Genomic DNA, 21,807 nt, shown 5'->3' on the forward strand with positions numbered 1-21,807 from the left:
ACGACGTCCGCGCAGGTGTAGACCATGTCGCCGGTGTTCTCGTACTGCTTGCGGTCGCCGTTCAGTTCGAGTTCCATCTGGAGGTCCTGGGGGTCGTCAATCTCGTCGGCGGTGACGACAGCGGGGCCGATGACGGTGAAGGTGTCGTAGGATTTGCGGTTCGAGCGGTCCTGGTCGCCGCGCACGGAGATGTCAAGGAGAATCGTGTACCCGAAGATGTGCTCCCAGGCGTCCTCGGCGTCGACGTCTTTGACGTCGTCTTCCATGACGAATGCGAGTTCGATTTCGTGGTCGACGCGGCGGTCCGAGAACGGCAACTCGACGCCGTGGTCGGGGCCGACGACGCTCGACGGCGCTTTGAGGAAGTAGCCTTTGTCCTCGATGCTGAACCACTCCTCGGTGGTGATGTCGCGGTCGGCGAGGGCCTCCTCGATGTGGTTTTCGTAGTTCAGGGGTGCGGCGATAACCTTGCCGGGGCGTTCGACGGGGGAGCCGAGGTCGACCTCACTGCGGTCGTAATCAGGGTCTTCGTCGGCGTACTGGCTGGCGTCGTAGTCGCCGTTGATGTACTCGACGAGCGGGTCGGCGGCATCGATGCCGAGTCGGTCGGTCAGGTCGACGACGCCGTCGTCGTCGGTGAGCACGCCCAGGCGGTCCTCGTTGAAGCGAACAAATCGCATGTGTCATGCTGGGGCGAGCATCCCCATAAATCATCGGACTCCCGGCCGAGCGTTACTACTGACGGGGTTTGGACCAGTTGGCGGTCCCATCGTCGCGAACCGATGTGAACGATACTTCGACTAGTTCGACGTCACAGGGGCCGCTGTGGATACCGGATTGTCCTGACTCTGGCGTGGCTGGTTAGGAGTGCCGGCGGTACGCTGTCGGGTTAGAAGAGTGGGATTTCACATAACCGAAGCGAATGGGATTAGGAACTCGAAGCTGACTCCTTGGAAATTGGGGCGACCAGCGTCTGAGTGGCGGGACTGGCTAGTTCGTGGCGTCGTTTTACAGAATATTCGAGTGAAAACCCGCCGATTACCCCTCCGAATCCGGAACTTCCGGGGCCTGTACGCCGATGGTCGATATCGCTCCAGGGGAAGCTAGTTCGGTATTATCGAAGTAGAGTGTGTCGCTGGGGATTACATCCATACAGTTGTAAGCCAGTGTCTGGGAGAGGTAGAGTCGGACAGCCGTAGCGGGAACAACTTCGCGCGCTTCCGGACCGCTGACAGTCGGAACGCGCGCCTTCGCGACGCTCGACCAGACTCACCAACAGACCCGCCGTACGGAAACCGGACTCAGGATCAGAGAGCGGTGCGACAGTTGCCGTCCACGCGACTGTCGTGTTGGCCCCTACTTCGTGGCTATCGAAGCTTCGAGTTCATCGACGACGTCTTGGAGCAGGCCGGCGAGTTCCTCGTCCGGCGGAAGCCGATACGGTGGGCCGGAGACGTCCAGTGATCCGAATACGCCACCGTCCGGGTCGTCGACCGGGACGGCCACTGAACGGAGCCCCTCCAGCGCCTCCTGGTCGTTGACAGCGTACCCACGCTCTCGGGTCCGTGCGAGTTCGGCGCGGAGTTCGTCTCGGTCGACGATGGTGTTCTCCGTCTCCTGTGGCAGTCCCCACCGGTCCAGAACCGCTTCGCGACGCTCCTCGTCGAACTCGGCGAGCATGGCTTTGCCGCTGGCCGAGTTGTGCATGTAGAAGTAGCGGCCGACCTGATACCCTTCGCTCGCGGGGTTGTTGGTCTCGTCGAAGAGAATGATGCTGCGACCGTTCTCCTCGACGGCGAAGTTGACCTCCTCGTTCGTCACGTCTGCGAGCTCGAACGCCTTCTCTTTCGCTAACCGGTATCGGTCGTCGCGGTAGCGAGCGATTTCCCCAAGATGGAAAAGATTCAGTCCGAGATGATATTCGTCACCGGCCTTGGTGACGTACCCGAACTCCTCCAGGGTGTTGAGGTGGGTGTACAGCGTGCTCGATGAGAGGCTCATGTGGTCGGCGATCTCCGAGAGCGTTGCACCGCCGAGCTCTTCGATGGCGTCGACGATGCGCAGCGACATCGCCGTGGTCTTCCGCCACTCGCCGTCGTTTTCGCGGTCCATACGTACGTCTACCCAGCGAGACCCTTAAATCTCCGTCCGGCCGACGTAATTTCCAGTATGGGGAAAACAATCACCGATAGAACATGAATAAATGTTTATTTCTTGGCTGATATCGTCGAGAACACCCCTCGGATACAAACATTCAGTCAGATACGCTCGTCTGTCATTCGACCGGAAGGCCCGAACGGGTCACCCTGCGTGGCCGAACAGAGCGTTCTTCCCCACATTTCGAATTATGCTGTGTACAGCGCTCTCGAGGGCGCTGTCCCGGCCACCAGTATCTATAAATCACAGCGAGCGAATAGAATGAACATCGGTACTTCCGGATCGGTATCCCGCCCAACCCGGTTGGAAGGTACCCGTCCGCTCAGGAGAACTATGTCCATCGAATTCGAAGCCATTCAGCGAGCCCAAGACCGCATCGACGACGAATCGGTTGCTAGAGAAACACCGATCGAAACGAGTCGGACGCTAGACCACGACACTGACGGCCGAGTGTTCCTGAAAATGGAACATCTTCAGCGAACGGGCTCGTTCAAGACCCGGGGAGCCTACAACAAACTCTCCCAAATCGAAGAAGACGACGAGCAGACTGCCGAACGGGCGATTGCCGCCAGCGCTGGCAACCACGCCCAAGGCGTCGCGCTCGCCGCGGCGAAGACGGGCCTTGACGCCACCATCGTCATGCCGACGAACGCGCCACAGTCGAAGATCGACGCGACGCGGGGCTACGGTGCCGACGTCGAACTCCACGGCCAGAACTTCCAGGCGGCGATGAACCACGCCCAATCACTGGTCGACGAGAACGCCGTCTTCGTACACGCCTACGACGACCCCGACATCGTCGCTGGCCAAGGGACACTTGGTCTCGAGATTCTCGACCAGGTCCCAGACGCCGACACGGTCGTTGTACCGATCGGCGGCGGCGGACTCATCGGCGGCGTCTCGAAAGCCATTGCGGAACGAGCGCCATCCGTGCGCGTCGTCGGGGTTCAGGCCGAAGACGCGGCGACTGTCCCACAGAGCCTCCAGAAGGGTGCCCCTCAGACAATCGACTCGGTCCAGACGATCGCCGACGGAATCGCTACGGGCGGCATCTCGGAACTCACGTACGACCTCATCGACCAGCACGTCGACGAGGTAGTGACGGTCTCAGACACGGAGATCGCACATAGCATCCGCTACCTCCTCGAACGCACCAAACAGATGGTCGAAGGAGCGGGTGCCGCGACCGTCGCGGCACTCCTGAACGACTACGTCGACGTCACCGACGAGACGATAGTACCGGTGCTCAGCGGGGGGAACCTCAGCGCGACGATGCTCCAGCGGACGCTCACACACGAACTCACCTACCGGCAGCAACTCGTCCAGCTCCGGGTCCGGATCATCGACGAGCCCGGCAAGATGGGGGACATCGCGAGCATCATCGCCAATGAGAACGCAAACATCCGATCAGTCAACCACGAGCGCGCCGTCGACGAACTGAAAGTCGGCGAGGCGTACCTCGACATCCGGATCGAGACTAGCGGCAATCGACACACTCGCCGCATCATCCAAGCGATCGAAGACGCAGACTACGAAGTCTCCCGCCTCAACTGACATACGGTGTGGCGTCTCACGGACGAACCACGGAGTTCGCGTCGTTACCTAGTGTGACGCAGTCGGGATTGTCCCCACGACAAGCTATATACTGTTCCAGACGAGCATTCGAAGCGTGTCGACCAGAAAGCCACCTCTCCACGAGACGCATTTGCAGTCCGGTGCCGACTTCACCGACTTCGGCGGCTGGGACATGCCGGTCTCGTTCGACTCGATTCGAACCGAGCACGCGGCAGTCCGCGACTCGGCTGGCATCTTCGATGTTAGCCACATGGGCGAAGTCACGGTCGGCGGACCGGACGCCACCGAACTGACGAACCGGCTCACGACCAACGACGTGACCGAGCTCGACCCGGGCGACGCCCAGTACGCCTGTATCCTCTCCGAAGACGGGACGATCATCGACGACACCGTCGTCTACTTCCAACCCGACGGCGAGGAGTACCTCTTCGTTCCCAACGCCGGGAACGACGAGGCGATGGCCGACCGCTGGACCGACCACGCGGCGGCACACGACCTCGAGGCGACCGTCACGAACCGCACCGGCGAACTCGGGATGTTCGCTGTCCAGGGCCCGGACGCGGTCGAAGCCGTCCAGACGGCCGCGACCGACCCCCTCGAGGACGTGTCCCGGTTTAGCGCGCGCGACACGACGATCAACGGCGCCGACTGTCTCGCCGCCCGAACCGGTTACACCGGCGAGGACGGCTTCGAGTTGATTTTCGACACCGACGACTCCAAAGCTGTCTGGGACGCGTTCGACGACGTGCAGGCCTGTGGGCTCGGTGCGCGTGACACGCTCAGGCTGGAGGCCGGGCTGTTACTCTCCGGGCAGGACTTCCACGTCGAGGACGAACCACGGACACCCTACGAGACGCGGCTGAGCTTCGTGGTCGACGATTCGAAGTCGTTCTTCGTCGGCCAGGCGGCGCTTCAGGATGCCGCCGACCCGGACGAGCTACTCGTCGGCCTGGAACTGGACGAACGCGCCGTCCCCCGTCACGGGTATCCGATTCTGCACGACGGCGAACAGGTCGGCCACGTGACCAGCGGGACGATGAGCCCGACGCTCGAGGTTCCGATCGCCCTCGGCTACGTGGACGCCGCGTACGCCGACGAAGGGACCTCGCTGGCCGTCGAGGTACGCGACCGGTCGGCGGCAGCGACGGTCGTCAGCCACCGGTTCCTCCAGGAGCACCGCGAATAAACGACCAGCGACTCACAACACCAACCAATGGCATTTGACGTACCTGACGGACTGTACTACACTGAATCGCACGAGTGGATCGACCCGGACGGCGACACAGCGAGAATCGGCATCACCGACTTCGCACAGGACGAACTCGGTGACATCGTCTTCGTGGAACTGCCAGCGACCGACGCCGAACTCGACGAAGGCGACGAGCTCGCAGTCATCGAGAGTATCAAGGCCGTGTCCGACGTCTACACTCCAGTTGCTGGGGCCGTCGTGGCCGGTAACGAGGCGGTCGGGGACGAGCCCGAACTCGTCAACGACGACCCGTACGGCGACGGCTGGCTCGTCGAACTGGAGCTCGACGAGGACTTCGACACGGACTCGCTCCTGTCGGCCGCCGAGTACCGCGAACAAATCGAGTAGTTGCCCGGACGACCAACAATGTCACAGCAAACCCAGAACACGAGAAGCGAGCGTCAGTCCGGAGGCAGCCCGTACGCACCGCACACGGCAGCTGACGTCGAAGCGATGCTCGACGTCATCGGCGCCGAATCCGTCGACGACCTGTTCGACGTTCCGCCATCAGTTCGGTTCGACGGCTCGTTCGGGATCGAGGCGTCGTCGGAGCAGGCGGTGGTCCGTGACGTCTCGGACACGCTTGCGCAGAACGAACAGCTCACCGAGTTTCTCGGCCGGGGACGGTACAATCACTACGTTCCCTCTGTCGTCGACGACCTCTCGTCACGATCGGAGTTCCTCACGTCGTACACACAGTACCAGCCCGAGGTCGCGCAGGGGTTCCTGCAGGCCTTGTTCGAGTACCAGTCGATGCTCGCCGAACTGACTGGCCTCGAGGTGGCAAACTGTTCGATGTACGACGCGGCGACGGCGCTGGGTGAGGCAGCGCTGCTCGCCGACCGCGTCCGGGGGACGAGCGGTTCGGAGGTGCTGGTCTCGGACCTGGTTCGTGAGGAGCGGCTGTCGGTTCTCGAGAACTACCTCACCGGGAACGACATGACGGTTGCGACGTACCCAACCGAGGACGGAATCACCGATCAGGAAGCCCTCGCCGACCACGTCACCGACGAGACGGTGATGGTGTACGCCGAGAATCCCACCGCTGTCGGCACCATCCAGGAGGACCTCGCGGCAGTCGGCGACGTCGCCGACGAGCACGACGCGCTGTTCTGTCTGGGCACCGACCCGGTCGCGCTCGCGCTGCTCGAAGAGCCGGCCGCCGTCGGCGCCGACGTCGTCGTCGGGGACGCGAGCGTCCTGGGACTGTCGTCGGCCTACGGACTGGGACTTGGACTGTTCGCGACCCGAGAGGACTATCTCCGACAGGTCCCGGGCCGACTCGTCGGCGCCAGTGAGGACACAGACGACAGGCGCGCGTACACGTTGACCCTGCAGACCCGGGAACAGCACATCCGGAAGGAGCGCGCGACGTCGAACATCTGCACGAACCAGGCGTGGGTCGCGTTGCGGACCGCGATTCACGTCGCCTGGCTCGGCACGACCGGGCTGGTCGACCTGGCCGAGGAGTGCGTCCAACTCCCGCGCGAACTGGCCGCCGAGGTCGACGACATTGAGGGTGTCACTGCACCGGTCCACGACCGCCACCACTTCCGCGAGTTCCTGATGGAGACGCACCGGGACGCCGAGCAGGTCGCCGCCGGCCTCGAGGCTGAAGGATTCGCGGTACACGCCGTCGACGAACACCACGTCCAGGTCTGTGTCACTGACACAAACCGCCACGAGTGCAGCGAGTTCGTGGACGCCGTTGAGGAGGTGGTCGCCTGATGCAGCGCTACGAACAGGCCGTCTGGAGCGAGACGGACGGCCCCCGGTACGAGCCCCTGCTCGCGGAGAAGAACGAACGGACAGTCGACGTCCAAGAGCGGTCGTCGCTGCCCGATGACGTGACGCGAGACTCCGTGACGCTCCCGGAACTATCGGAGCCCGAGATCGCGCGCCACTACACGCGGCTCTCTCAGATGAACTACGGCGTCGAGAACGGGCCGTTCCCGCTCGGCTCGTGTACGATGAAGTACAACCCCAAGTTCACTGAGGAAGTCGCTGCACTTCCCGACGCGGCCGTGCATCCGGACCGGTCGGCCGAGAGCACGCAGGGCACGCTCGCGGTGTACGCGAAACTGCAGGATTATCTGGGCCGGATCGGCGGGATGGATGCGGTCACGCTGCAGCCACCGGCGGGTGCTGCCGGCGAGTTCACGGGTATCCTCGTCGCCAGGGCGTACCACGAGCACAACGGCGAGGGGGACCGTAGCGAAGTGATTGTTCCCGCGAGCGCCCACGGGACGAACTTCGCGAGCGCGGTGATGGCGGGCTACGACGTGGTCGAACTCCCGCCGGGCGACGACGGACGAGTTGATCTCGACAGCCTGGAGGCAGCCGTCAGTGAGGACACGGCGGCGCTGATGCTCACGAACCCGAACACGCTCGGGCTCTTCGAGCGCGACATCGAGGAGATCGCGGACGTCGTCCACGACGCCGGCGGCCTGCTGTACTACGACGGCGCGAACCTCAACGCGCTCCTGGGGCAGGCCCGGCCTGGCGATATGGGCTTCGACATCATGCACTTCAACCTCCACAAGACGTTCGCGACGCCCCACGGCGGCGGCGGCCCGGGCGCGGGACCGATCGGCGTCACCGAGGAGTTAGCCGACTTCCTCCCCGCACCGCAGGTGGGGGACGACGGCGACGAGTACGAGCTGTACGAGCCGGAACACTCCATCGGGAAGGTCCACGGCGCGATGGGGAACTGGCTCGTCCTGTTGAAAGCCTACGCCTACATCGAACGGCTCGGCGACGACGGGCTAGCGGACACGAGCTCGAAGGCGGTGCTGAACGCGAACTACCTCGCCGAACAGCTCGACCTAGACGTCCCGTTCGGTCCGTTTCACCACGAGTTCGTCGCCAGCGCAGGCGAGCAGGACGCCGCCGACTTTGCCAAGCGGATGCTGGATTACGGCGTCCATCCGCCCACGACGAAGTGGCCGGAGATCGTCTCCGAGGCACTCATGACCGAGCCGACAGAGCTGGAGAGCAAGGACACCCTCGACCAGCTCGCGGACGCGTTCAACGCGGTGGCCGACGAGGACGAGCAGTCACTATCGGACGCGCCATCGTCGACGGCGGCCGGTCGCATCGACCAGACGAGTGCAGCCCGGAATCCGCGGCTGTCCTGGCACGACCTCGAGTGACGCGGCAGGCTGGGCGACCGGTAACGGTCGTGCCAGTGCTCGACGCAGCCCTCCGGTAGCACTGCGGCTATTCCGGGTAGCGAAGGCGTGACGGGGAAGAATTAACACGCGGCGGCCGAGAGTGTTTCGGGAGGGTAGCACACTCATGCTAGAGACAGATGTACTCGTCATCGGTGGCGGTCCAGCGGGCTACGTCGCGGCCATCCGCGCGGGACAGCTCGACAAAACGGTCACGCTCGTCGACCGGAGCGGCGTCGGCGGAACGTGTCTGAATCACGGCTGCATTCCCTCGAAGGCGCTCATCGACGCGGCCGACGACGTTCACGCGGTTCGGAACGGAGAGGACCGCGGCATCGAGGCGGACGTCGCGGTAGACTTCGAAGGCCTCGTGGGCTGGAAGGACCGCGTCGTGCGCCGACTCACGAAGGGAGTCGAGAAGCTCTGCAAGGCAAACGGCGTGACGCTTCGCGAGGGGACAGCCCGGTTAGTCGGAGACCACCGCGCGGAAATCAGGACAGGCGGGAACGGTGACGCGGAAACGGTCGCGTTCGATCACGCGATCGTTGCCACCGGCAGCAGCCCGATCGAACTCCCGGGGTTCTCCTTCGACGACGACCCGATTCTGGACGCGAAGGCGGCACTGGACCTCGATACACTCCCCGACGAACTGGTTGTCGTCGGCGCCGGCTACATCGGGATGGAGCTGTCGACGATGTTCGCCAAGCTCGGGACGGACGTGACCGTCGTCGAGATGCTGGACGCGCCGCTGCCCCGGTACGCGGACGACTTGACCCAGCCGGTGGCGAAGCGCGCGGAGAAGCTCGGGCTGTCGTTCCGGTTCGGTCGCGTGGCGTCTAACTGGGAGCGGGTCGACGACGGACAGATACGGATCACGACCGAACCAGCCGAAGACGGAACGGACGAGGATGCGGTCGAATCGTTCACGGCCGACAAAGTACTGGTCGCAGTCGGCCGTGAACCGGTCTCTGATACAGCCGGAATCGACGCTCTCGCCGTCGAGTGCGACGAGAACGGGTTCGTCGAGACGGACGAATTCGGGCGGACGAACGTCGACCACGTCTTCGCCGTCGGTGACGTGGCGGGCGAACCAATGCTCGCCCACGAAGGCACCGCTGCGGGCGTCGTCGCGGCCGAGGCGATTGCAGGCGCGGAGCCCGACCCGGTCGGCACCGTTCCGAGCGTCGTGTTCACCGACCCCGAGATCGGGGCTGTCGGGCTGACCGAAGCCGAGGCACGCGAACGGGGATACGAACCGACGACAGGTGAGTTCCCGTTCCGCGCGAGCGGCCGCGCGCTGGCGGCCGACGAACGAGCCGGGTCTGTGAAGCTCGTCGCGGATGCCGGTTCCGGGACCATTCTCGGCGGGCAAATCGTCGGTCCGGAGGCGTCCGAGTTGACCGCCGAAATCGGCCTGGCGGTCGAACAAGCGCTGACGCTCTCGGACGTCGCGACGACCGTCCACGCGCATCCCACCCTCTCTGAAGCGATTATGGAAGCGGCCGAATCCGCGCTCGGCCACCCAATCCACACCTTCGACCGATGACTGCCGCCACCTAGCCACGCTAGCGACGACGACATCGTGTGCCGGGGCTGCAATGCGACAACACGTCTGTCTGGCGGGCTACGGGACTACCACCCGTCGAAGTTACACGCTCTCGTCCAGAACGGTAGAATTGAGGTCGGGAGTCCGCCGGGAGTGGTTCCGTTACCGGCTGGCGACGGCCTCGATCTCGACGCCGACGCCTTTCGGGAGTTCGTCGACGCCGACGGCGCTACGGGCCGGCGGGGCCTCGTCGAAGTAGCCACTGTACACTGTATTCATCTCCTCGAAGTCGTCGATATCGTCGAGGAAGACGTTGACTTTGAGGACGTCGCTCGTCGTCAGCCCGGCTTCGGCGAGCACCGCCTCCACGTTGTCGAGCGCTTGTTCGGTCTGTTCGGAAATCGGCGCATCGTCGAGTAGTTCACCGTCGGGTGTCGCAGGGAGCTGTCCGGCGGTGAAGACGAGGTCGTCGGTTGCAGTCGCCTGGCTGTACGCACCGACGGCTGCTGGCGCTTCGGCTGTCTCTATGGTTCGCACCATATCCCAATCACGCTGCCACACTGACTTAAAACGTGGTGCAGTCCGACCGTTCTCCCGGTGTGGCTTGCTTTCCCAAGGATTTTTACGCTAACAGAAGGAAGCGGTGACGTATGTTACCGGAGGGTAATCTATCGGCAACGGACCCAGAGGTTCACGCTGCGATCGACGGAGAAGAACAACGGCAGGAACAGAATCTGGAGATGATCGCGTCGGAGAACCACGTCTCGGAGGCCGTCCTCGAGGCGCAGGGCTCGGTACTGACCAACAAGTACGCCGAGGGGTACCCGGGAGCGCGGTACTACGGTGGCTGCGAACACGTCGATACCGTCGAACAACTGGCAATCGATCGGGCGAAAGAGCTCTTCGACGCCGAACACGCGAACGTCCAGCCGCACAGCGGAACGCAGGCCAACATGGCGGTCTACTTCGCGATGCTGGACCCCGGCGACAAGATCCTCTCACTCGACCTCACGCACGGCGGACACCTCTCGCACGGACACCACGTCAACTTCTCCGGACAGTACTACGAAGTCGAACAGTACGGCGTCGACCCGGAAACCGGGTACATCGACTACGACGAGCTCACCTCCCACGCCGAGGAGTTCAACCCTGATCTCGTCGTCAGCGGGTCGTCGGCGTACCCCCGAGAGTTCGACTACGAGCGCATCGGCGAGGTCGCAGACGCTGTCGACGCGTACCACATGGCGGATATCGCTCACGTCACGGGACTCATCGCTGGTGGTGTCCACACGAATCCGGTTGGGGACGCCGACTTCGTGACGGGGAGCACGCACAAGACGATTCGTGCTGGACGCGGGGGGATGATTCTCACAACGGAGGAGCACGCCGAGGCGATCGACAAGGCGATCTTCCCCGGTGCGCAGGGTGGCCCGTTGATGCACAACATCGCCGGGAAGGCCGCTGGGTTCGGGGAAGCACTCACCGACGAGTTCGACGAGTACGCCGAACAGGTCGTCGCGAACGCGAAGGCCCTCGGCGAGGTGTTCACCGACCGAGGGATGTCGCTCGTCAGCGATGGCACCGACAAGCACCTCCTTCTCGTCGACCTGCGCGAGTCGCACCCGGACATCACCGGGAAGGACGCCGAGGAGCGACTCGAGAGCGTCGGAATTACGGTCAACAAGAACACTGTTCCGGGCGAGTCGCGGTCGCCGTTCGTTACTAGCGGCATCCGCGTCGGGACGCCTGCGCTGACCACGCGCGGGTTCACCGAGTCGGAGATGGAGACGGTCGGTCAGCACATCGCCGACCTCCTCGATAACCCGGACGACGACGAGCTGGCGGCGGACGTCGCGGCAGACGTGGACAAACTCTGTGCCGAGTACCCGATCTATGAGTGACCGTCAGCGGACCGACGAACGCCATGAGTCAGGCACGTAAGCCGGACTGGCTGAAGATGCGGCCGCCGTCCGGCGAGCGCTTCACGGACATCGAGCAGTCACTCCGGGAGCGGGATCTGCATACGGTCTGTGAGGAGGCAAACTGTCCGAACATGGGCGAGTGCTGGAGCGGTCGCGACGGCCCGGGTACCGCGACGTTCATGCTGATGGGCGACCGGTGCTCGCGGGGCTGTAACTTCTGCGACGTCCAGACCGGTGGGATGGAGCCCTTAGATCCCGACGAGCCCGCGAACGTCGCAGACGCCGTCGCCGACATTGGACTCGATTACGTCGTCCTGACCTCGGTCGACCGCGACGACCTCGGCGACCAGGGCGCGAGCCACTTCGCGCAGACGATTCGGGAGATCAAGGACCGCGACCCGTCGATTCGCGTCGAGTGCTTGATTCCGGACTTCCAAGGGGACCCCAACCTTGTCAGGGAGATCATCGACGCGGGGCCGGACGTCATCGCACACAACATCGAAACCGTCGAGCGCCGGCAGTTCCCGGTGCGGGACCGCCGCGCGAGCTACGAACAGTCCCTGAGCGTACTCGACCAGGTCGACCGTGAGTCCGACATCTACACGAAGACGAGCGTCATGCTGGGCGTCGGCGAGTACGACCACGAAGTCTACCAGACGTTATCGGATCTTCGTGAAGTCGGCGTAGATATCGTGACACTGGGGCAGTACCTCCAGCCGTCGCGCTCACATCTGGACGTCGCGGACTACGTCCATCCACAGAAGTTCGAGACGTGGCGCCGCGTCGCCGAGGAGGAGTTCGACTTCCTCTACTGCGCGTCCGGCCCGATGGTCCGGTCGTCGTACAAGGCCGGCGAACTGTTCGTCGACGCCGTACTCGACGGGGAAACTGTCGAACAGGCACGCGAGCTTGCACGGGCCGAGTCGTGACCACGCCCTGACCACGTCGGCGAGTCGAACGGAAGAGTAGTTGCCCGGTACCACGCCTGAAAGTCTGGAAACTCTGTTTTCGTGGCGTCCACGTTTCGATACCGGTGCATCGGCCTGTTTCCGGAGTTGGTGGCGCGATGTGCCAGGTAGACCCCGGCTTGGACCGGTCTGTCGGTGCTGAAGCCAAAAGTAGCCTCGTATCTCCTCTGTTACTGGCGAGGCGAGCCTTTACCAGGTGGTGGACAGCGTCCACGGCATAACGACGGGTCGGATCGCCACTGCGGTCGTCAACCGTCACCGATAATTATATATGTTGATTTTATATATTAGTCGAATGCTATGGTATGGCACAGCCTGGTGTCGGTAGCACCAGCGTACATGGACGTTGCCAACAGTCGATGGCTGTGGCTCTCGACGGTGCCGGTCGTGATGGTCGTCCTGTTGCAGGCCGCCATCTTCCTCCGTCGCGCGTGGAAGGACGGGAAAGAGATGGGGTTGTCGGAGGAGAAACTGAAAACGGGGTTCAAAACGGGCGTGATCTCGGCGATCGGCCCGTCAATCGCGGTGTTAGCTGGAATGCTGGCGCTGATTGCGACCGTCGGCGGTCCGGTTGCCTGGATGCGTCTCACGGTGATTGGATCGATCGCGTTCGAACTCCCGGCCGCCGAATTAGGCCTCAGTCAGTTCGGATACAGCCTGGGGGACGAGAGCATCTCAGAGACAGCGTACGCGACGGCAGTCTGGGCGATGACACTCGGTGGGACGGGTTGGTTGCTCGTCTCGGCGTTCGGCACCCGACACATGGAGACTGTCAGGTCGAAAATCAGCAACGGCAACGAGAAACTCATCCCGATTATCAGCGCTGCAGCGATGCTCGGAGCGTTCGCGTACTTCCTGAGCGGGGAAGTCACGGCCGGAACGCCGGAGACCGGCGCCGTCGCCGTCGGTGGTCTCGCGATGCTCGCACTGTTGCACGTCGCCGACAGCCGAGACATCCAGTGGATCAGAGAGTGGTCGCTCGGTGCGGCGATGTTCGTCGGCCTGCTAGCCGGTGTGGCGATCCAAGTAACTGTGGGGAGCTGGTGGTAAAATGGCTAAACCACAGGGCAAACAAGTCAGCGAGTCTCAGGCAGCAGATAGTCGTGACGTGTACCAAGACAGCTTCGTACCCTACGTCAACAAGTGGGGCCGGAGAACGAACCTGCTCGCAGTTGCACTCTCACTGGGGCCAGCAGTGGCGTTGCTGGGCGTCTTCGGTATCTTACCGCCGACTGCGGCCATCGTCGGCGCATTCGCTTCGGTCGCGGTCACGTTCGGGTGGGCCTGGTTCATCGAGCCGCTGTCGTACTACCCCGTACTAGGTATCCCCGGGACGTACATGGCGTTCCTGTCGGGGAACATCTCGAACCTGCGCTTACCCTGTGCCGCAGCGGCACAGGAGGCGTCGGACGTCGAGACCGGGACACCGCAAGCGAGTATCATCTCGACGGTGGCGATCGCTGCCTCCATCTTCGTCAACACGGTGATGCTGGGCATCGGAGCGGTCGCACTTGTGTCCGCGTTCCAGGCACTCCCCGAACTGTGGCGGAACGCGCTCGAATCGTACCTCGTCCCGGCAGTCTTCGGTGCCATCTTCGCTCAGTTCGGGCGGGACTACCCGTCGATTGCGGCGATCGGGTTCACGATCGCCCTAGTCATGACCGTGCTACTGGAGTTCGGCTATCTAGCCTTCCTCCCGAGCTACCCCCTGTACGCGGTGATCATCGTCTCCGTGTTCGGCACGACGCTCATCGCTCGCTGGATGTGGCACCACGATATGATCTCACCGCCAGACGAGGCCAGCGAATAACGCACCTATTAGAACCACGAACGAGAACACACGACATCTAACAGATGCCAACACAAACCCACCTCCCGACAAAACAAGAACTGGTCGACATCCGACGCGAATTCCACGCGTTCCCGGAACCCGGATGGCGCGAGTACTGGACCACGATCAGAATCGTCGAAGAACTCGAACGTCTGGGCGTCGACCAGATTCACGTCGGCGCCGAGGCGCTCGACCCCGACAAGCGATTGGGCGTTCCGGACGAACAGGAACTATCCGCGTGGTACGAGCGAGCGGCAGCTCGGACGGACCGAACCGACATCCTCGAACAGCTCGCAGGCGGACATACTGGGGCTGTCGCTGTCGTCGAACGCGGTGACGGCCCGACTGTCGGGCTTCGCGTCGACATCGACGCACTCCCGATCACCGAGTCGTCCGACGGGGACCACAAGCCGGCCGCGGAGGGGTTCCGCTCCGAGAACGAGGGGTACATGCACGCGTGTGGCCACGACGCCCATATTACGCTCGGTCTGGGAGCGCTCCAGGCAGTCATCGAGAGCGACTTCAATGGAACGTTCAAGGTCTTCTTCCAGCCGTCCGAGGAGCTTCTCGGGGGCGGCAAAGCGATGGCCGGCGGCTCGCACATCGACGACGTGGACTACCTGATTGGTGCACACGTCGGGCTCGACCATCCGACCGGAACCGTCGTCGGAGGTGTCGACGAAGCGCTCGCGTTCGCTCGCTTCGACGTCGCGTTCACTGGCGAATCCGCGCACGCCGGCTTGGCACCCAACCAGGGCCGCAATGCAGTCCACGCACTCGTGGACGCGACGAGCAACATCTACGGCATCCCCCGTCACCGGGAGGGCGCCACGCGGGTGAACGTCGGCGAACTCAGATCCGACAACGCCGCCAACGTCGTTGCCAGTGAAGCGACTGCGACAATCGAGGTGCGCGGAGAGTCCAACGAGCTGATGGAGTACATGCGGGATTCCGTTCACCGACACGTCGACGCAGCGGCAGCCGCCCACGACTGCGAGGCCGACATCTCACTCATCGGGGAAGCGATCCGCGAGGACAGCGACGAAGAACTGGTCGATCTCGTCGACGAAACGGCGAGTGCCGTCGACGCGGTGTCGTCAGTGCGCCGGCGTGACCAGCTAGGGGCCAGCGAGGACGCGACCTTCCTGATGCGTGCCGTCAAGGAGAACGGTGGGAAAGCAGCGTACGTCGGCATCGGTGGCGGTAATCCCAGCGGGCACCACACACCGACATTCGATGTCGACGAAGATTGCCTGTTGATCGGTGTCACCGTGCTTTCGGACACCGTCCTCGACCTCCTGTCGTAACGTCATTGGCGGGAATTTCGGAACTCCCCGATTTCGTCGAAGTCGCGTCACAGCACCGTTCGAAGTCGTTCAGCGGCGCGTCAGTGGGTCGCCATTATTAGGAGCCACATCGACCAAAGCGCAGTCGCGTCGGGCGAGGCATCGTCACTGATTCCAGTCGTGTGGTCGGTTCCGCCACACGCCAGCGAGCGCTCCAGCGCCGACGACGCTGACGAATGAGAACGCGAGAACGACCGTGAGAACGTCTGGACTCGAGAATCCGGCCGTCGCGATGAACAGCGCGATTGCGGCGTTTCGAGCGGTCGTCGTCGTCGCCAACACCTCCCGTCGTTCCCGGATCGGCCCGCCGAACGCGTATCCTAGCACTAGGAATACCCCGACAGCGACCGCCGAGAGGCCGAGGATTCCGCTTCCGACGAGTGACACCATGCTGTCGCCGTAGACCACCACCAGCAGCAGGATCAGGCCGACGAACGAGACGTCCGACAGTCGCTGAATCGGCGGGTACAGCCGGTTACCGAGTGGCGCACGCAGGTGAGATACCGCCAGTCCCGCCAGTAGTGGAACGAGTTGAATACGTAGCACCATCCGCCCGATTGCGACGGGATCGACGACGACGTCGCCCGGAGCGAGTACCACCAGTGTGACCGGGATTGTCACGGCCGACAGGAGACAGAGGATCGCCATCAAGCCGCTCGCGAACGCGATGTCGCTGTCTGAGATCTCAGCGAACTTCGGGCCGAACGGCGCCCCGGGCGAGACGGCGAGCAACAGGAACCCGGTCGCGTACACCGGACTGATCGGAACCGTTCGGAGGAGGAGGTAGGCGACGACCGGCACTGCTACGAGGTTCACTACCAGGGATTTGGTCAGCAGTCGCCGGTCTCGAAGCGCGCCGAATAGTTGCGTGACGGAGAGTTTCAGCCCCATCGAGAACATCGTCGAGAGAACGAAGACAGTCGTGACAACCTCGACGAACGCGTCTCCAGATATCGCCTCCATGTTGGATTTATCCATTCGAAAGTTTGGACGGAGACCATTTGACTGCTTTCGTCTCGGCCGGCCGAATCCGAGATCACCATCCGTGGTCGGCATTTCGTCGACACACAGGCGGAAGATACGATTTACGGCCGCCAAACTGGAATTACCGCCCTTCAGTACCCGGTTGGCCACGGTGCTAGCGTTCAGTAACTGATTCCGTGCCAAACTGAACGAGCTGAAACAACCGCTGGTGGTTTCTACGTCGCCGTCCCTGAAATGGTTTGCTGAATTATAGGTAATCTCATTTGTATATTGGAATATGTGTGCGCCAGTATTCCGAATTCCGTGTTCCTCGCAGGTGCAACCGAAGCCGTGGTACTGGTGTGTTTCTCGCAACGAATGCGGTTCGGTGACGAGAAACACGACGATAGGAACGCCGTGTTTCTCGGAGACTTCAACGAGAATTGAATGAATGCGTTCCTTCCTGTTGTCAATTCAGAATTTGTACCGGGAAACAGCTTATCTTTGGATAGTCACTGGCATACAGCCGGTATTATCTGTTACCAAGTCAGATAGCGGTTCCGTCAACCGCGATGTGATTCGACCAGATCCGGCTGTGGATCCACCTTTCAAACCTGGCTGTGAATGGTTGGCCGAGCACGACCAACCCCGAAATATAAAAAATACACATAGTGCTCAAAATTGAAACGATGGTGAGATGGGGGTGAATGCTGTACTTCACTAGTGATTGCGCTCATCAAGGGGGCAGTGAAGGCGAACTCGAAGCCCGACCTACACTCTTTTTAAGAACCCGATATTATGTCTTGACGAGGGACGACCACTACTGTCTCGAAAATGACTCGCACTCCCAGAAAACCCATGGCCGAGACCTCCTGAGCGATGGTCGACCCTCTAACGTCGTCCCTCGGTGAAGTCGTCTTACATCTTCTCCTCGCGGGTGGCCTCGGCGTGCTCATCGGCCTGGAACGAGAACAGAGCGAATCAGGGGGGACCTTCGCCGGGAGTCGGACGTTTCCGCTGATCGCACTCTATGGGGCGCTCGTTCAGGCGTTCTTCCCAGCTGTGCTCCCCGTCGCATTCGGGATGCTCGTCGTACCACTCACCGTCGCGTACGTGGGAAAAATCTGGTACGAAGGCGATATCGGCCTGACGACGCTCGTGGCGGCTCTCGTTACCGTTGTCCTCGGTGCGATGACGATGCATTCCGACCGCGGCGCGACCATCGCGATCATCGTTGGGGGTGCCGTCACAGTCCTGCTCTCCATGAAAGGACCCGTACACGAATTCGCCGATCGGATCGAGGAGAGTGAACGGCGTGCGTCGGTGAAGTTTATTCTCGTCGTCCTCGTCGTGTTGCCGACACTCCCCGACCGGTCGCTTGACGCCCTCTACGGCCTCAATCCGAGATTCGTCTGGTTGATGGTTGTCTTCGTCACTGGCCTTGGATTCGTGGCATACGTCCTCGGACAAGCGCTCGGTCCCGAACGCGGAATCGCCCTCACGGGGATCGTCGGCGGGTTCGTCTCGTCCACGGCGACGACGGTCTCGATGGCCGAGAAGACGACCCAGAACGCGACGCTCTATCACGTCTGTGCCTTCGCAGTCGTCACCGCCTCCATCGTCATGTTCCCCCGAGCGCTCATCGAGATCGCAGTCGTCAACCCCGACTTGCTCCCGAACGTCGCGTTCCCGTTAGGAGCGATGACTGTTGTCGGGGTGGCTGCTGCCGGGGTGTTGTACTGGCGAACCGCGTCCGACGAGACAGTGAAACCGGAGGAACTCGAGAACCCGTTACGCCTGCAGCCCGCCCTCCTCTTCGGGGCCATATTCGCGGCCGTGTTGCTTGTCTCCGAGTACGCCAACGAATGGTTCGGTGCGTCGGGGGTGTACGCGACCGCGTTCTTCTCCGGGCTCGCTGATGTCGACGCGATGACGATCACGTTGAGTCGACTCGCAGCCGAAGGGACAGTCTCGACGCAGGTCGCCACGACGGGAATCGTCATCGCGGCCATCGCGAACACCTTTGTGAAAGCCGCGTTAGCGTGGGTTCTCGGCACCACCGAGTTGGGGAAACTCGTATCCATCGTGCTTGGCGTCGTCGTCCTGAGTGGCCTCGTTTTTCTCTGGCTGTGACCCCTTGCTTCTAGCGGAGAACTGCCATCCGATATCACATAATTTCCATCAGCTACTTCGCACCTGAGGGTGGATGACGTTCGAATCGGCGTCGGACTCGGGCTCGACCGATTCGAGGGCCCGCTCGCTCGCCCGTTCGAGATCCTCTGGAAAGCGCCGCTAGAGGAAGAAGACCAGTGGGAGAAAGCCGACGATTCCCACGATCGCACCTGTGGCGAGGTACATCCTTGTGTTTTCGAGGTCTTCACCGGCTTGGAGACCCTCGGGGATGATGTCTCGGACGACGAGGTACAACATCGCCCCCGCTGCGAAGCCGTATCCGAACTCCAAAAATCGTTGAGCGAGCTGTAAGAAGTAATACGCGATCACTGCGCCGATGGGTTGCGGTAACGACGAGAGGGCTGCCGCCCCGAACATTTTCGCGTTACTGACGCTCCCCTCGTCAGCGAGTGGCACGCCGATAGCCACCCCTTCGGGGATGTTATGGATGCCGATCGTGACCGTCATCACGACTGCGAGCAGCGGGACTGAGAGTCCGACCACACTGATCGTCGTCGACGATTCGAGCTCCGCGAACGAGACACCGACGGCAATCCCTTCGGGGAACGAGTGGACAGTGAGGACGAGCAACACGGAAAGAATGGTCTGGAGATCGCTCTTCGCGATATCAGTCGCGCCGGCGTCGAATTCAAGCCGGTCGATTACGGTGTGCGTGAGGACGACGAGAAGCGCTCCACCGACGAGCCCCGCGATTCCGATCCACGTGTCCCCAGGATGGCTGTACATCTTGTACCCCAGCCCGAAGATAGATGCCGACGTCATCAACCCAGCAGCAAGTCCCCAGAGTCCGACGTTCCATTCGTCGCTCACGTCGCGAGCCCAGAAGAGAGGGATCGTTCCGACACCTGTGGTGAGTGCGCTCACGAGACCGGCGGTGAAGATCAACCCGTAAATCTGCCAGCTCATACAGTGATGCTACTAGCTTCGGGGAAGGTATTTATAGAAAGTGCAAGGCGAAAACCCACCCCTTTAGGGGTGGGATGAAGCCGACGACTGGGATCAAACCACGCCACGGTAGCAGGCCGACTCCCCAGCGTTTAAGAAGTACAGACTCTACATATAAGATATGGAAGTGCGGCGTACTGTCCCCGTCACGCTTGACGTGGATAGTGACGATGCCGCGCTTCTCAAAGACACCGTAGACACGTTTCTCTGGTCTGCTCAATACGTCGTAGACCACGCGTTCCAAGGTGAGTACGTCACGACCAGCAAGACACAGTTGGACGACGAAACCTACGACGACGTACGAGAAGCGACAAATGGCTTCAACGGCGGCCTTGTCCAAGCCGCCCGCAACAAAGCCGCTGAAGCCTGCAAGAGCGTCGTCGCACGCTGGAAGAACGGTAAGAAGGCGTCGAAGCCGCGTATGACTTCCCCGCACGTCGTCTACGACCACCGCACCGCTACGTTCCACGACGAGTACGTGTCTCTCGCCACCACAGACGGTCGAATTGAAGCCGACTACGTGCTACCAGACGAAGACAGCGACACGCCCCACGCTGAATACCTGTACTCTGACGAGTACGAGATAACCGGGGCGGAGCTACACCGGAAGCACGGCGAGTGGCAACTTCACATCCACTGCAAGACGGACGTGGAGTCTGACACGTCGACACAGGCTGCCACCGAGAACGGAACGGTTCTCGGGGTTGACTTCGGTGTGAACAACCTTGCCGTCACCAGCACCGGTACGTTCTGGACTGGTGACGAGTTCGACCACTGGCGGCGAGAGTACGAGAAGCGGCGTGGCGACCTACAAGAGTGCGGGACGCGCTGGGCACACGAGAACGTTCAGGCAGTTGGTCGCAAAGAGGAAGGCCGCTTCAAAATGATGCTTCACCGAACATCGAACGAGCTTGTTGCGGAAGCTCGTGACCACGGCTGTTCTGTGATTGCGTTCGAGGACTTGACCGATATTCGTGAGCGTACCGGCGCGTCGTGGGGGCACAAATGGGCGTTCAATCGCCTGTACGAGTACGTCGAATACAAAGCCGCAGAGTACGGTATCGACGTAGCACAGGTTGACCCGGAGAACACGTCGCGGCGGTGTTCCCACTGTGGATTCACGCACCCTGATAACCGTGACAGTGAGTCGTTCAACTGCCAGAAGTGCGACTACGAGAACCACGCTGACTACAACGCCGCCAAGAACATCGGATTGCGGTATCTTCGTCGCAACCAAACCGGGGGCGACGAAGGCGCACCCTTGGGCGTGCGCTTGAACAGCGGGGCGCTGAACGTGAACGGTGAGTATGAATCACCTGCCGACGTTTCGGCCAGAACGGGAGTCCACGCTGAATCCCACCCGTTTACGGGTGGGTAGCTCAATAGCACCTCTGATTCCTACTCCGTGAGACCGATGCTCCGTCTGCTCACGACGACTCGTCAGCGGAGTCGTCTGGCATACGAACCGTCATCACCGGAGCATCGGAGAGCCGGACGACTTTTTCGGTGACGCTGCCGAGGAGATATCGGTTCAGGCCTGTACGGCCGTGTGTCCCCATCACGACGAGATCGATGTCGTGTTCGTCGGCGTAATCGAGAATAGCTTGGTGGGGTACTCCCTGTGCCACCGAACCTTCGGTCGTGCCCACACCAGCCGCCTCTGCTTGCTGGATCACCTCCTTGATTGCGTTCTCACCAGCTTCTTTGAGGGTGTCAAGCGTCCCGGGAACCGAGGCGTCAACACCGACGTTCGTGTCGACCACATAGATCGTATGGAGGGCGGCGTCGTAGGTCGTTGCGAGATTAATTGCGTGTTCTACGGCGCCACGTGTCTCTTCACTTCCGTCCGTCGGGACCAATACCTGATCGTACATACCGAATGTTTGTCGGCGGAGGTACAAAGATAGCCGTCGATTACGAAACGCTGGGAAAGGAGTGAGCT

General features: G+C 62.0%; 19 protein-coding genes. 13 read left to right on the top strand and 6 right to left on the bottom strand.

Annotated elements, in window-relative coordinates; translation table 11 throughout:
• Positions 1-680: fumarylacetoacetate hydrolase family protein (locus G9C83_RS14625; RefSeq protein WP_167247272.1), on the bottom strand; the 680-nt coding region annotated here is incomplete at its 3' end.
• Positions 681-1,356: 676 nt separating this feature from the next.
• Positions 1,357-2,112, bottom strand: a complete 756-nt coding sequence (locus G9C83_RS14630; RefSeq protein WP_167247274.1) for an IclR family transcriptional regulator — start codon at positions 2,110-2,112, stop codon at positions 1,357-1,359.
• A gap of 378 nt (positions 2,113-2,490) precedes the next feature.
• Here G9C83_RS14630 and ilvA point away from each other — a divergent pair, with 378 nt between their 5' ends.
• The 6 genes from ilvA (at position 2,491) to lpdA (ending at position 9,697) form a co-directional block, all read left to right on the top strand.
• Positions 2,491-3,711: a threonine ammonia-lyase gene (gene ilvA, locus G9C83_RS14635; protein WP_167247705.1), complete on the top strand. Its 1,221-nt coding sequence runs from the start codon at positions 2,491-2,493 to the stop codon at positions 3,709-3,711.
• Between the two features lie 115 nt (positions 3,712-3,826).
• Positions 3,827-4,918 (top strand): glycine cleavage system aminomethyltransferase GcvT, encoded by a 1,092-nt coding sequence (gene gcvT, locus G9C83_RS14640; RefSeq protein ID WP_167247276.1) that lies wholly within the window; start codon positions 3,827-3,829, stop codon positions 4,916-4,918.
• Between the two features lie 27 nt (positions 4,919-4,945).
• Positions 4,946-5,329 (top strand): glycine cleavage system protein GcvH, encoded by a 384-nt coding sequence (gene gcvH / locus G9C83_RS14645; protein WP_167247278.1) that lies wholly within the window; start codon positions 4,946-4,948, stop codon positions 5,327-5,329.
• Positions 5,330-5,347: 18 nt separating this feature from the next.
• The gene (gene gcvPA / locus G9C83_RS14650) at positions 5,348-6,709 is read left to right on the top strand and encodes an aminomethyl-transferring glycine dehydrogenase subunit GcvPA (protein ID WP_167247280.1); all 1,362 of its coding nucleotides are present in this window, start codon (positions 5,348-5,350) and stop codon (positions 6,707-6,709) included.
• Positions 6,709-8,133, top strand: a complete 1,425-nt coding sequence (gcvPB, locus tag G9C83_RS14655) for an aminomethyl-transferring glycine dehydrogenase subunit GcvPB (protein WP_167247282.1) — start codon at positions 6,709-6,711, stop codon at positions 8,131-8,133. Before gcvPA ends, gcvPB begins: the two co-directional genes overlap by 1 nt.
• A gap of 145 nt (positions 8,134-8,278) precedes the next feature.
• The gene (gene lpdA / locus G9C83_RS14660; RefSeq protein ID WP_167247284.1) at positions 8,279-9,697 is read left to right on the top strand and encodes a dihydrolipoyl dehydrogenase; all 1,419 of its coding nucleotides are present in this window, start codon (positions 8,279-8,281) and stop codon (positions 9,695-9,697) included.
• A gap of 162 nt (positions 9,698-9,859) precedes the next feature.
• Here the strand turns inward: lpdA and G9C83_RS14665 are convergent, their stop codons facing one another.
• Positions 9,860-10,237, bottom strand: coding sequence for a Rid family detoxifying hydrolase (locus G9C83_RS14665; protein ID WP_167247286.1), 378 nt, complete (start codon positions 10,235-10,237; stop codon positions 9,860-9,862).
• Between the two features lie 110 nt (positions 10,238-10,347).
• On the opposite strand from G9C83_RS14665, the gene glyA reads away from it, so the two are divergent.
• From glyA to G9C83_RS14690, 5 genes are all read left to right on the top strand, one after another.
• On the top strand, positions 10,348-11,598 hold the full coding sequence (gene glyA / locus G9C83_RS14670; protein ID WP_167247288.1) for a serine hydroxymethyltransferase: 1,251 nt from the start codon (positions 10,348-10,350) through the stop codon (positions 11,596-11,598).
• 23 nt (positions 11,599-11,621) lie between these two features.
• Entirely contained in the window at positions 11,622-12,548 is a 927-nt protein-coding gene (gene lipA / locus G9C83_RS14675) for a lipoyl synthase (RefSeq protein WP_167247290.1), read from the top strand.
• A 378-nt stretch (positions 12,549-12,926) separates the two neighbouring features.
• Positions 12,927-13,637, top strand: coding sequence for a DUF5058 family protein (locus G9C83_RS14680; protein WP_167247292.1), 711 nt, complete (start codon positions 12,927-12,929; stop codon positions 13,635-13,637).
• A 58-nt stretch (positions 13,638-13,695) separates the two neighbouring features.
• Positions 13,696-14,397, top strand: coding sequence for a hypothetical protein (locus G9C83_RS14685; protein WP_208288902.1), 702 nt, complete (start codon positions 13,696-13,698; stop codon positions 14,395-14,397).
• 44 nt (positions 14,398-14,441) lie between these two features.
• On the top strand, positions 14,442-15,725 hold the full coding sequence (locus G9C83_RS14690) for an amidohydrolase (RefSeq protein WP_167247296.1): 1,284 nt from the start codon (positions 14,442-14,444) through the stop codon (positions 15,723-15,725).
• Between the two features lie 144 nt (positions 15,726-15,869).
• On the opposite strand, the gene G9C83_RS14695 is transcribed toward G9C83_RS14690, so the two are convergent.
• On the bottom strand, positions 15,870-16,727 hold the full coding sequence (locus G9C83_RS14695; RefSeq protein ID WP_167247298.1) for a sodium symporter: 858 nt from the start codon (positions 16,725-16,727) through the stop codon (positions 15,870-15,872).
• 879 nt (positions 16,728-17,606) lie between these two features.
• Between G9C83_RS14695 and G9C83_RS14700 the strand changes: the two genes are divergently transcribed.
• Positions 17,607-18,860 (top strand): DUF4010 domain-containing protein, encoded by a 1,254-nt coding sequence (locus tag G9C83_RS14700; RefSeq protein ID WP_167247300.1) that lies wholly within the window; start codon positions 17,607-17,609, stop codon positions 18,858-18,860.
• A 159-nt stretch (positions 18,861-19,019) separates the two neighbouring features.
• Here the strand turns inward: G9C83_RS14700 and G9C83_RS14705 are convergent, their stop codons facing one another.
• Entirely contained in the window at positions 19,020-19,826 is an 807-nt protein-coding gene (locus tag G9C83_RS14705; RefSeq protein WP_167247302.1) for a ZIP family metal transporter, read from the bottom strand.
• A 160-nt stretch (positions 19,827-19,986) separates the two neighbouring features.
• On the opposite strand from G9C83_RS14705, the gene G9C83_RS14710 reads away from it, so the two are divergent.
• Positions 19,987-21,243, top strand: a complete 1,257-nt coding sequence (locus G9C83_RS14710) for an RNA-guided endonuclease TnpB family protein (protein ID WP_167247304.1) — start codon at positions 19,987-19,989, stop codon at positions 21,241-21,243.
• 49 nt (positions 21,244-21,292) lie between these two features.
• Here G9C83_RS14710 and G9C83_RS14715 read toward each other — a convergent pair whose 3' ends face one another.
• Entirely contained in the window at positions 21,293-21,739 is a 447-nt protein-coding gene (locus G9C83_RS14715; RefSeq protein ID WP_167247306.1) for a universal stress protein, read from the bottom strand.
• Between the last annotated feature and the right edge of the window lie 68 nt (positions 21,740-21,807).

The organism is Halobacterium sp. R2-5, from assembly GCF_011734195.1.
Classification (GTDB): domain Archaea; phylum Halobacteriota; class Halobacteria; order Halobacteriales; family Halobacteriaceae; genus Halobacterium.

What these genes read in the sequence shown, in the direction of transcription:
- G9C83_RS14690 (WP_167247296.1), top strand. Translation starts at nt 14,442, where the DNA reads ATGCCAACACAAACCCACCTCCCGACAAAACAAGAACTGGTCGACATC.
- glyA (WP_167247288.1), top strand. Translation starts at nt 10,348, where the DNA reads ATGTTACCGGAGGGTAATCTATCGGCAACGGACCCAGAGGTTCACGCT.
- G9C83_RS14630 (WP_167247274.1), bottom strand. Translation starts at nt 2,112, where the DNA reads ATGGACCGCGAAAACGACGGCGAGTGGCGGAAGACCACGGCGATGTCG.
- ilvA (WP_167247705.1), top strand. Translation starts at nt 2,491, where the DNA reads ATGTCCATCGAATTCGAAGCCATTCAGCGAGCCCAAGACCGCATCGAC.
- G9C83_RS14705 (WP_167247302.1), bottom strand. Translation starts at nt 19,826, where the DNA reads ATGAGCTGGCAGATTTACGGGTTGATCTTCACCGCCGGTCTCGTGAGC.
- lipA (WP_167247290.1), top strand. Translation starts at nt 11,622, where the DNA reads ATGAGTCAGGCACGTAAGCCGGACTGGCTGAAGATGCGGCCGCCGTCC.
- G9C83_RS14710 (WP_167247304.1), top strand. Translation starts at nt 19,987, where the DNA reads ATGGAAGTGCGGCGTACTGTCCCCGTCACGCTTGACGTGGATAGTGAC.
- G9C83_RS14715 (WP_167247306.1), bottom strand. Translation starts at nt 21,739, where the DNA reads ATGTACGATCAGGTATTGGTCCCGACGGACGGAAGTGAAGAGACACGT.
- gcvPB (WP_167247282.1), top strand. Translation starts at nt 6,709, where the DNA reads ATGCAGCGCTACGAACAGGCCGTCTGGAGCGAGACGGACGGCCCCCGG.
- G9C83_RS14665 (WP_167247286.1), bottom strand. Translation starts at nt 10,237, where the DNA reads ATGGTGCGAACCATAGAGACAGCCGAAGCGCCAGCAGCCGTCGGTGCG.
- G9C83_RS14700 (WP_167247300.1), top strand. Translation starts at nt 17,607, where the DNA reads ATGGTCGACCCTCTAACGTCGTCCCTCGGTGAAGTCGTCTTACATCTT.
- gcvPA (WP_167247280.1), top strand. Translation starts at nt 5,348, where the DNA reads ATGTCACAGCAAACCCAGAACACGAGAAGCGAGCGTCAGTCCGGAGGC.
- lpdA (WP_167247284.1), top strand. Translation starts at nt 8,279, where the DNA reads ATGCTAGAGACAGATGTACTCGTCATCGGTGGCGGTCCAGCGGGCTAC.
- G9C83_RS14695 (WP_167247298.1), bottom strand. Translation starts at nt 16,727, where the DNA reads ATGGAGGCGATATCTGGAGACGCGTTCGTCGAGGTTGTCACGACTGTC.
- G9C83_RS14680 (WP_167247292.1), top strand. Translation starts at nt 12,927, where the DNA reads ATGGACGTTGCCAACAGTCGATGGCTGTGGCTCTCGACGGTGCCGGTC.
- gcvH (WP_167247278.1), top strand. Translation starts at nt 4,946, where the DNA reads ATGGCATTTGACGTACCTGACGGACTGTACTACACTGAATCGCACGAG.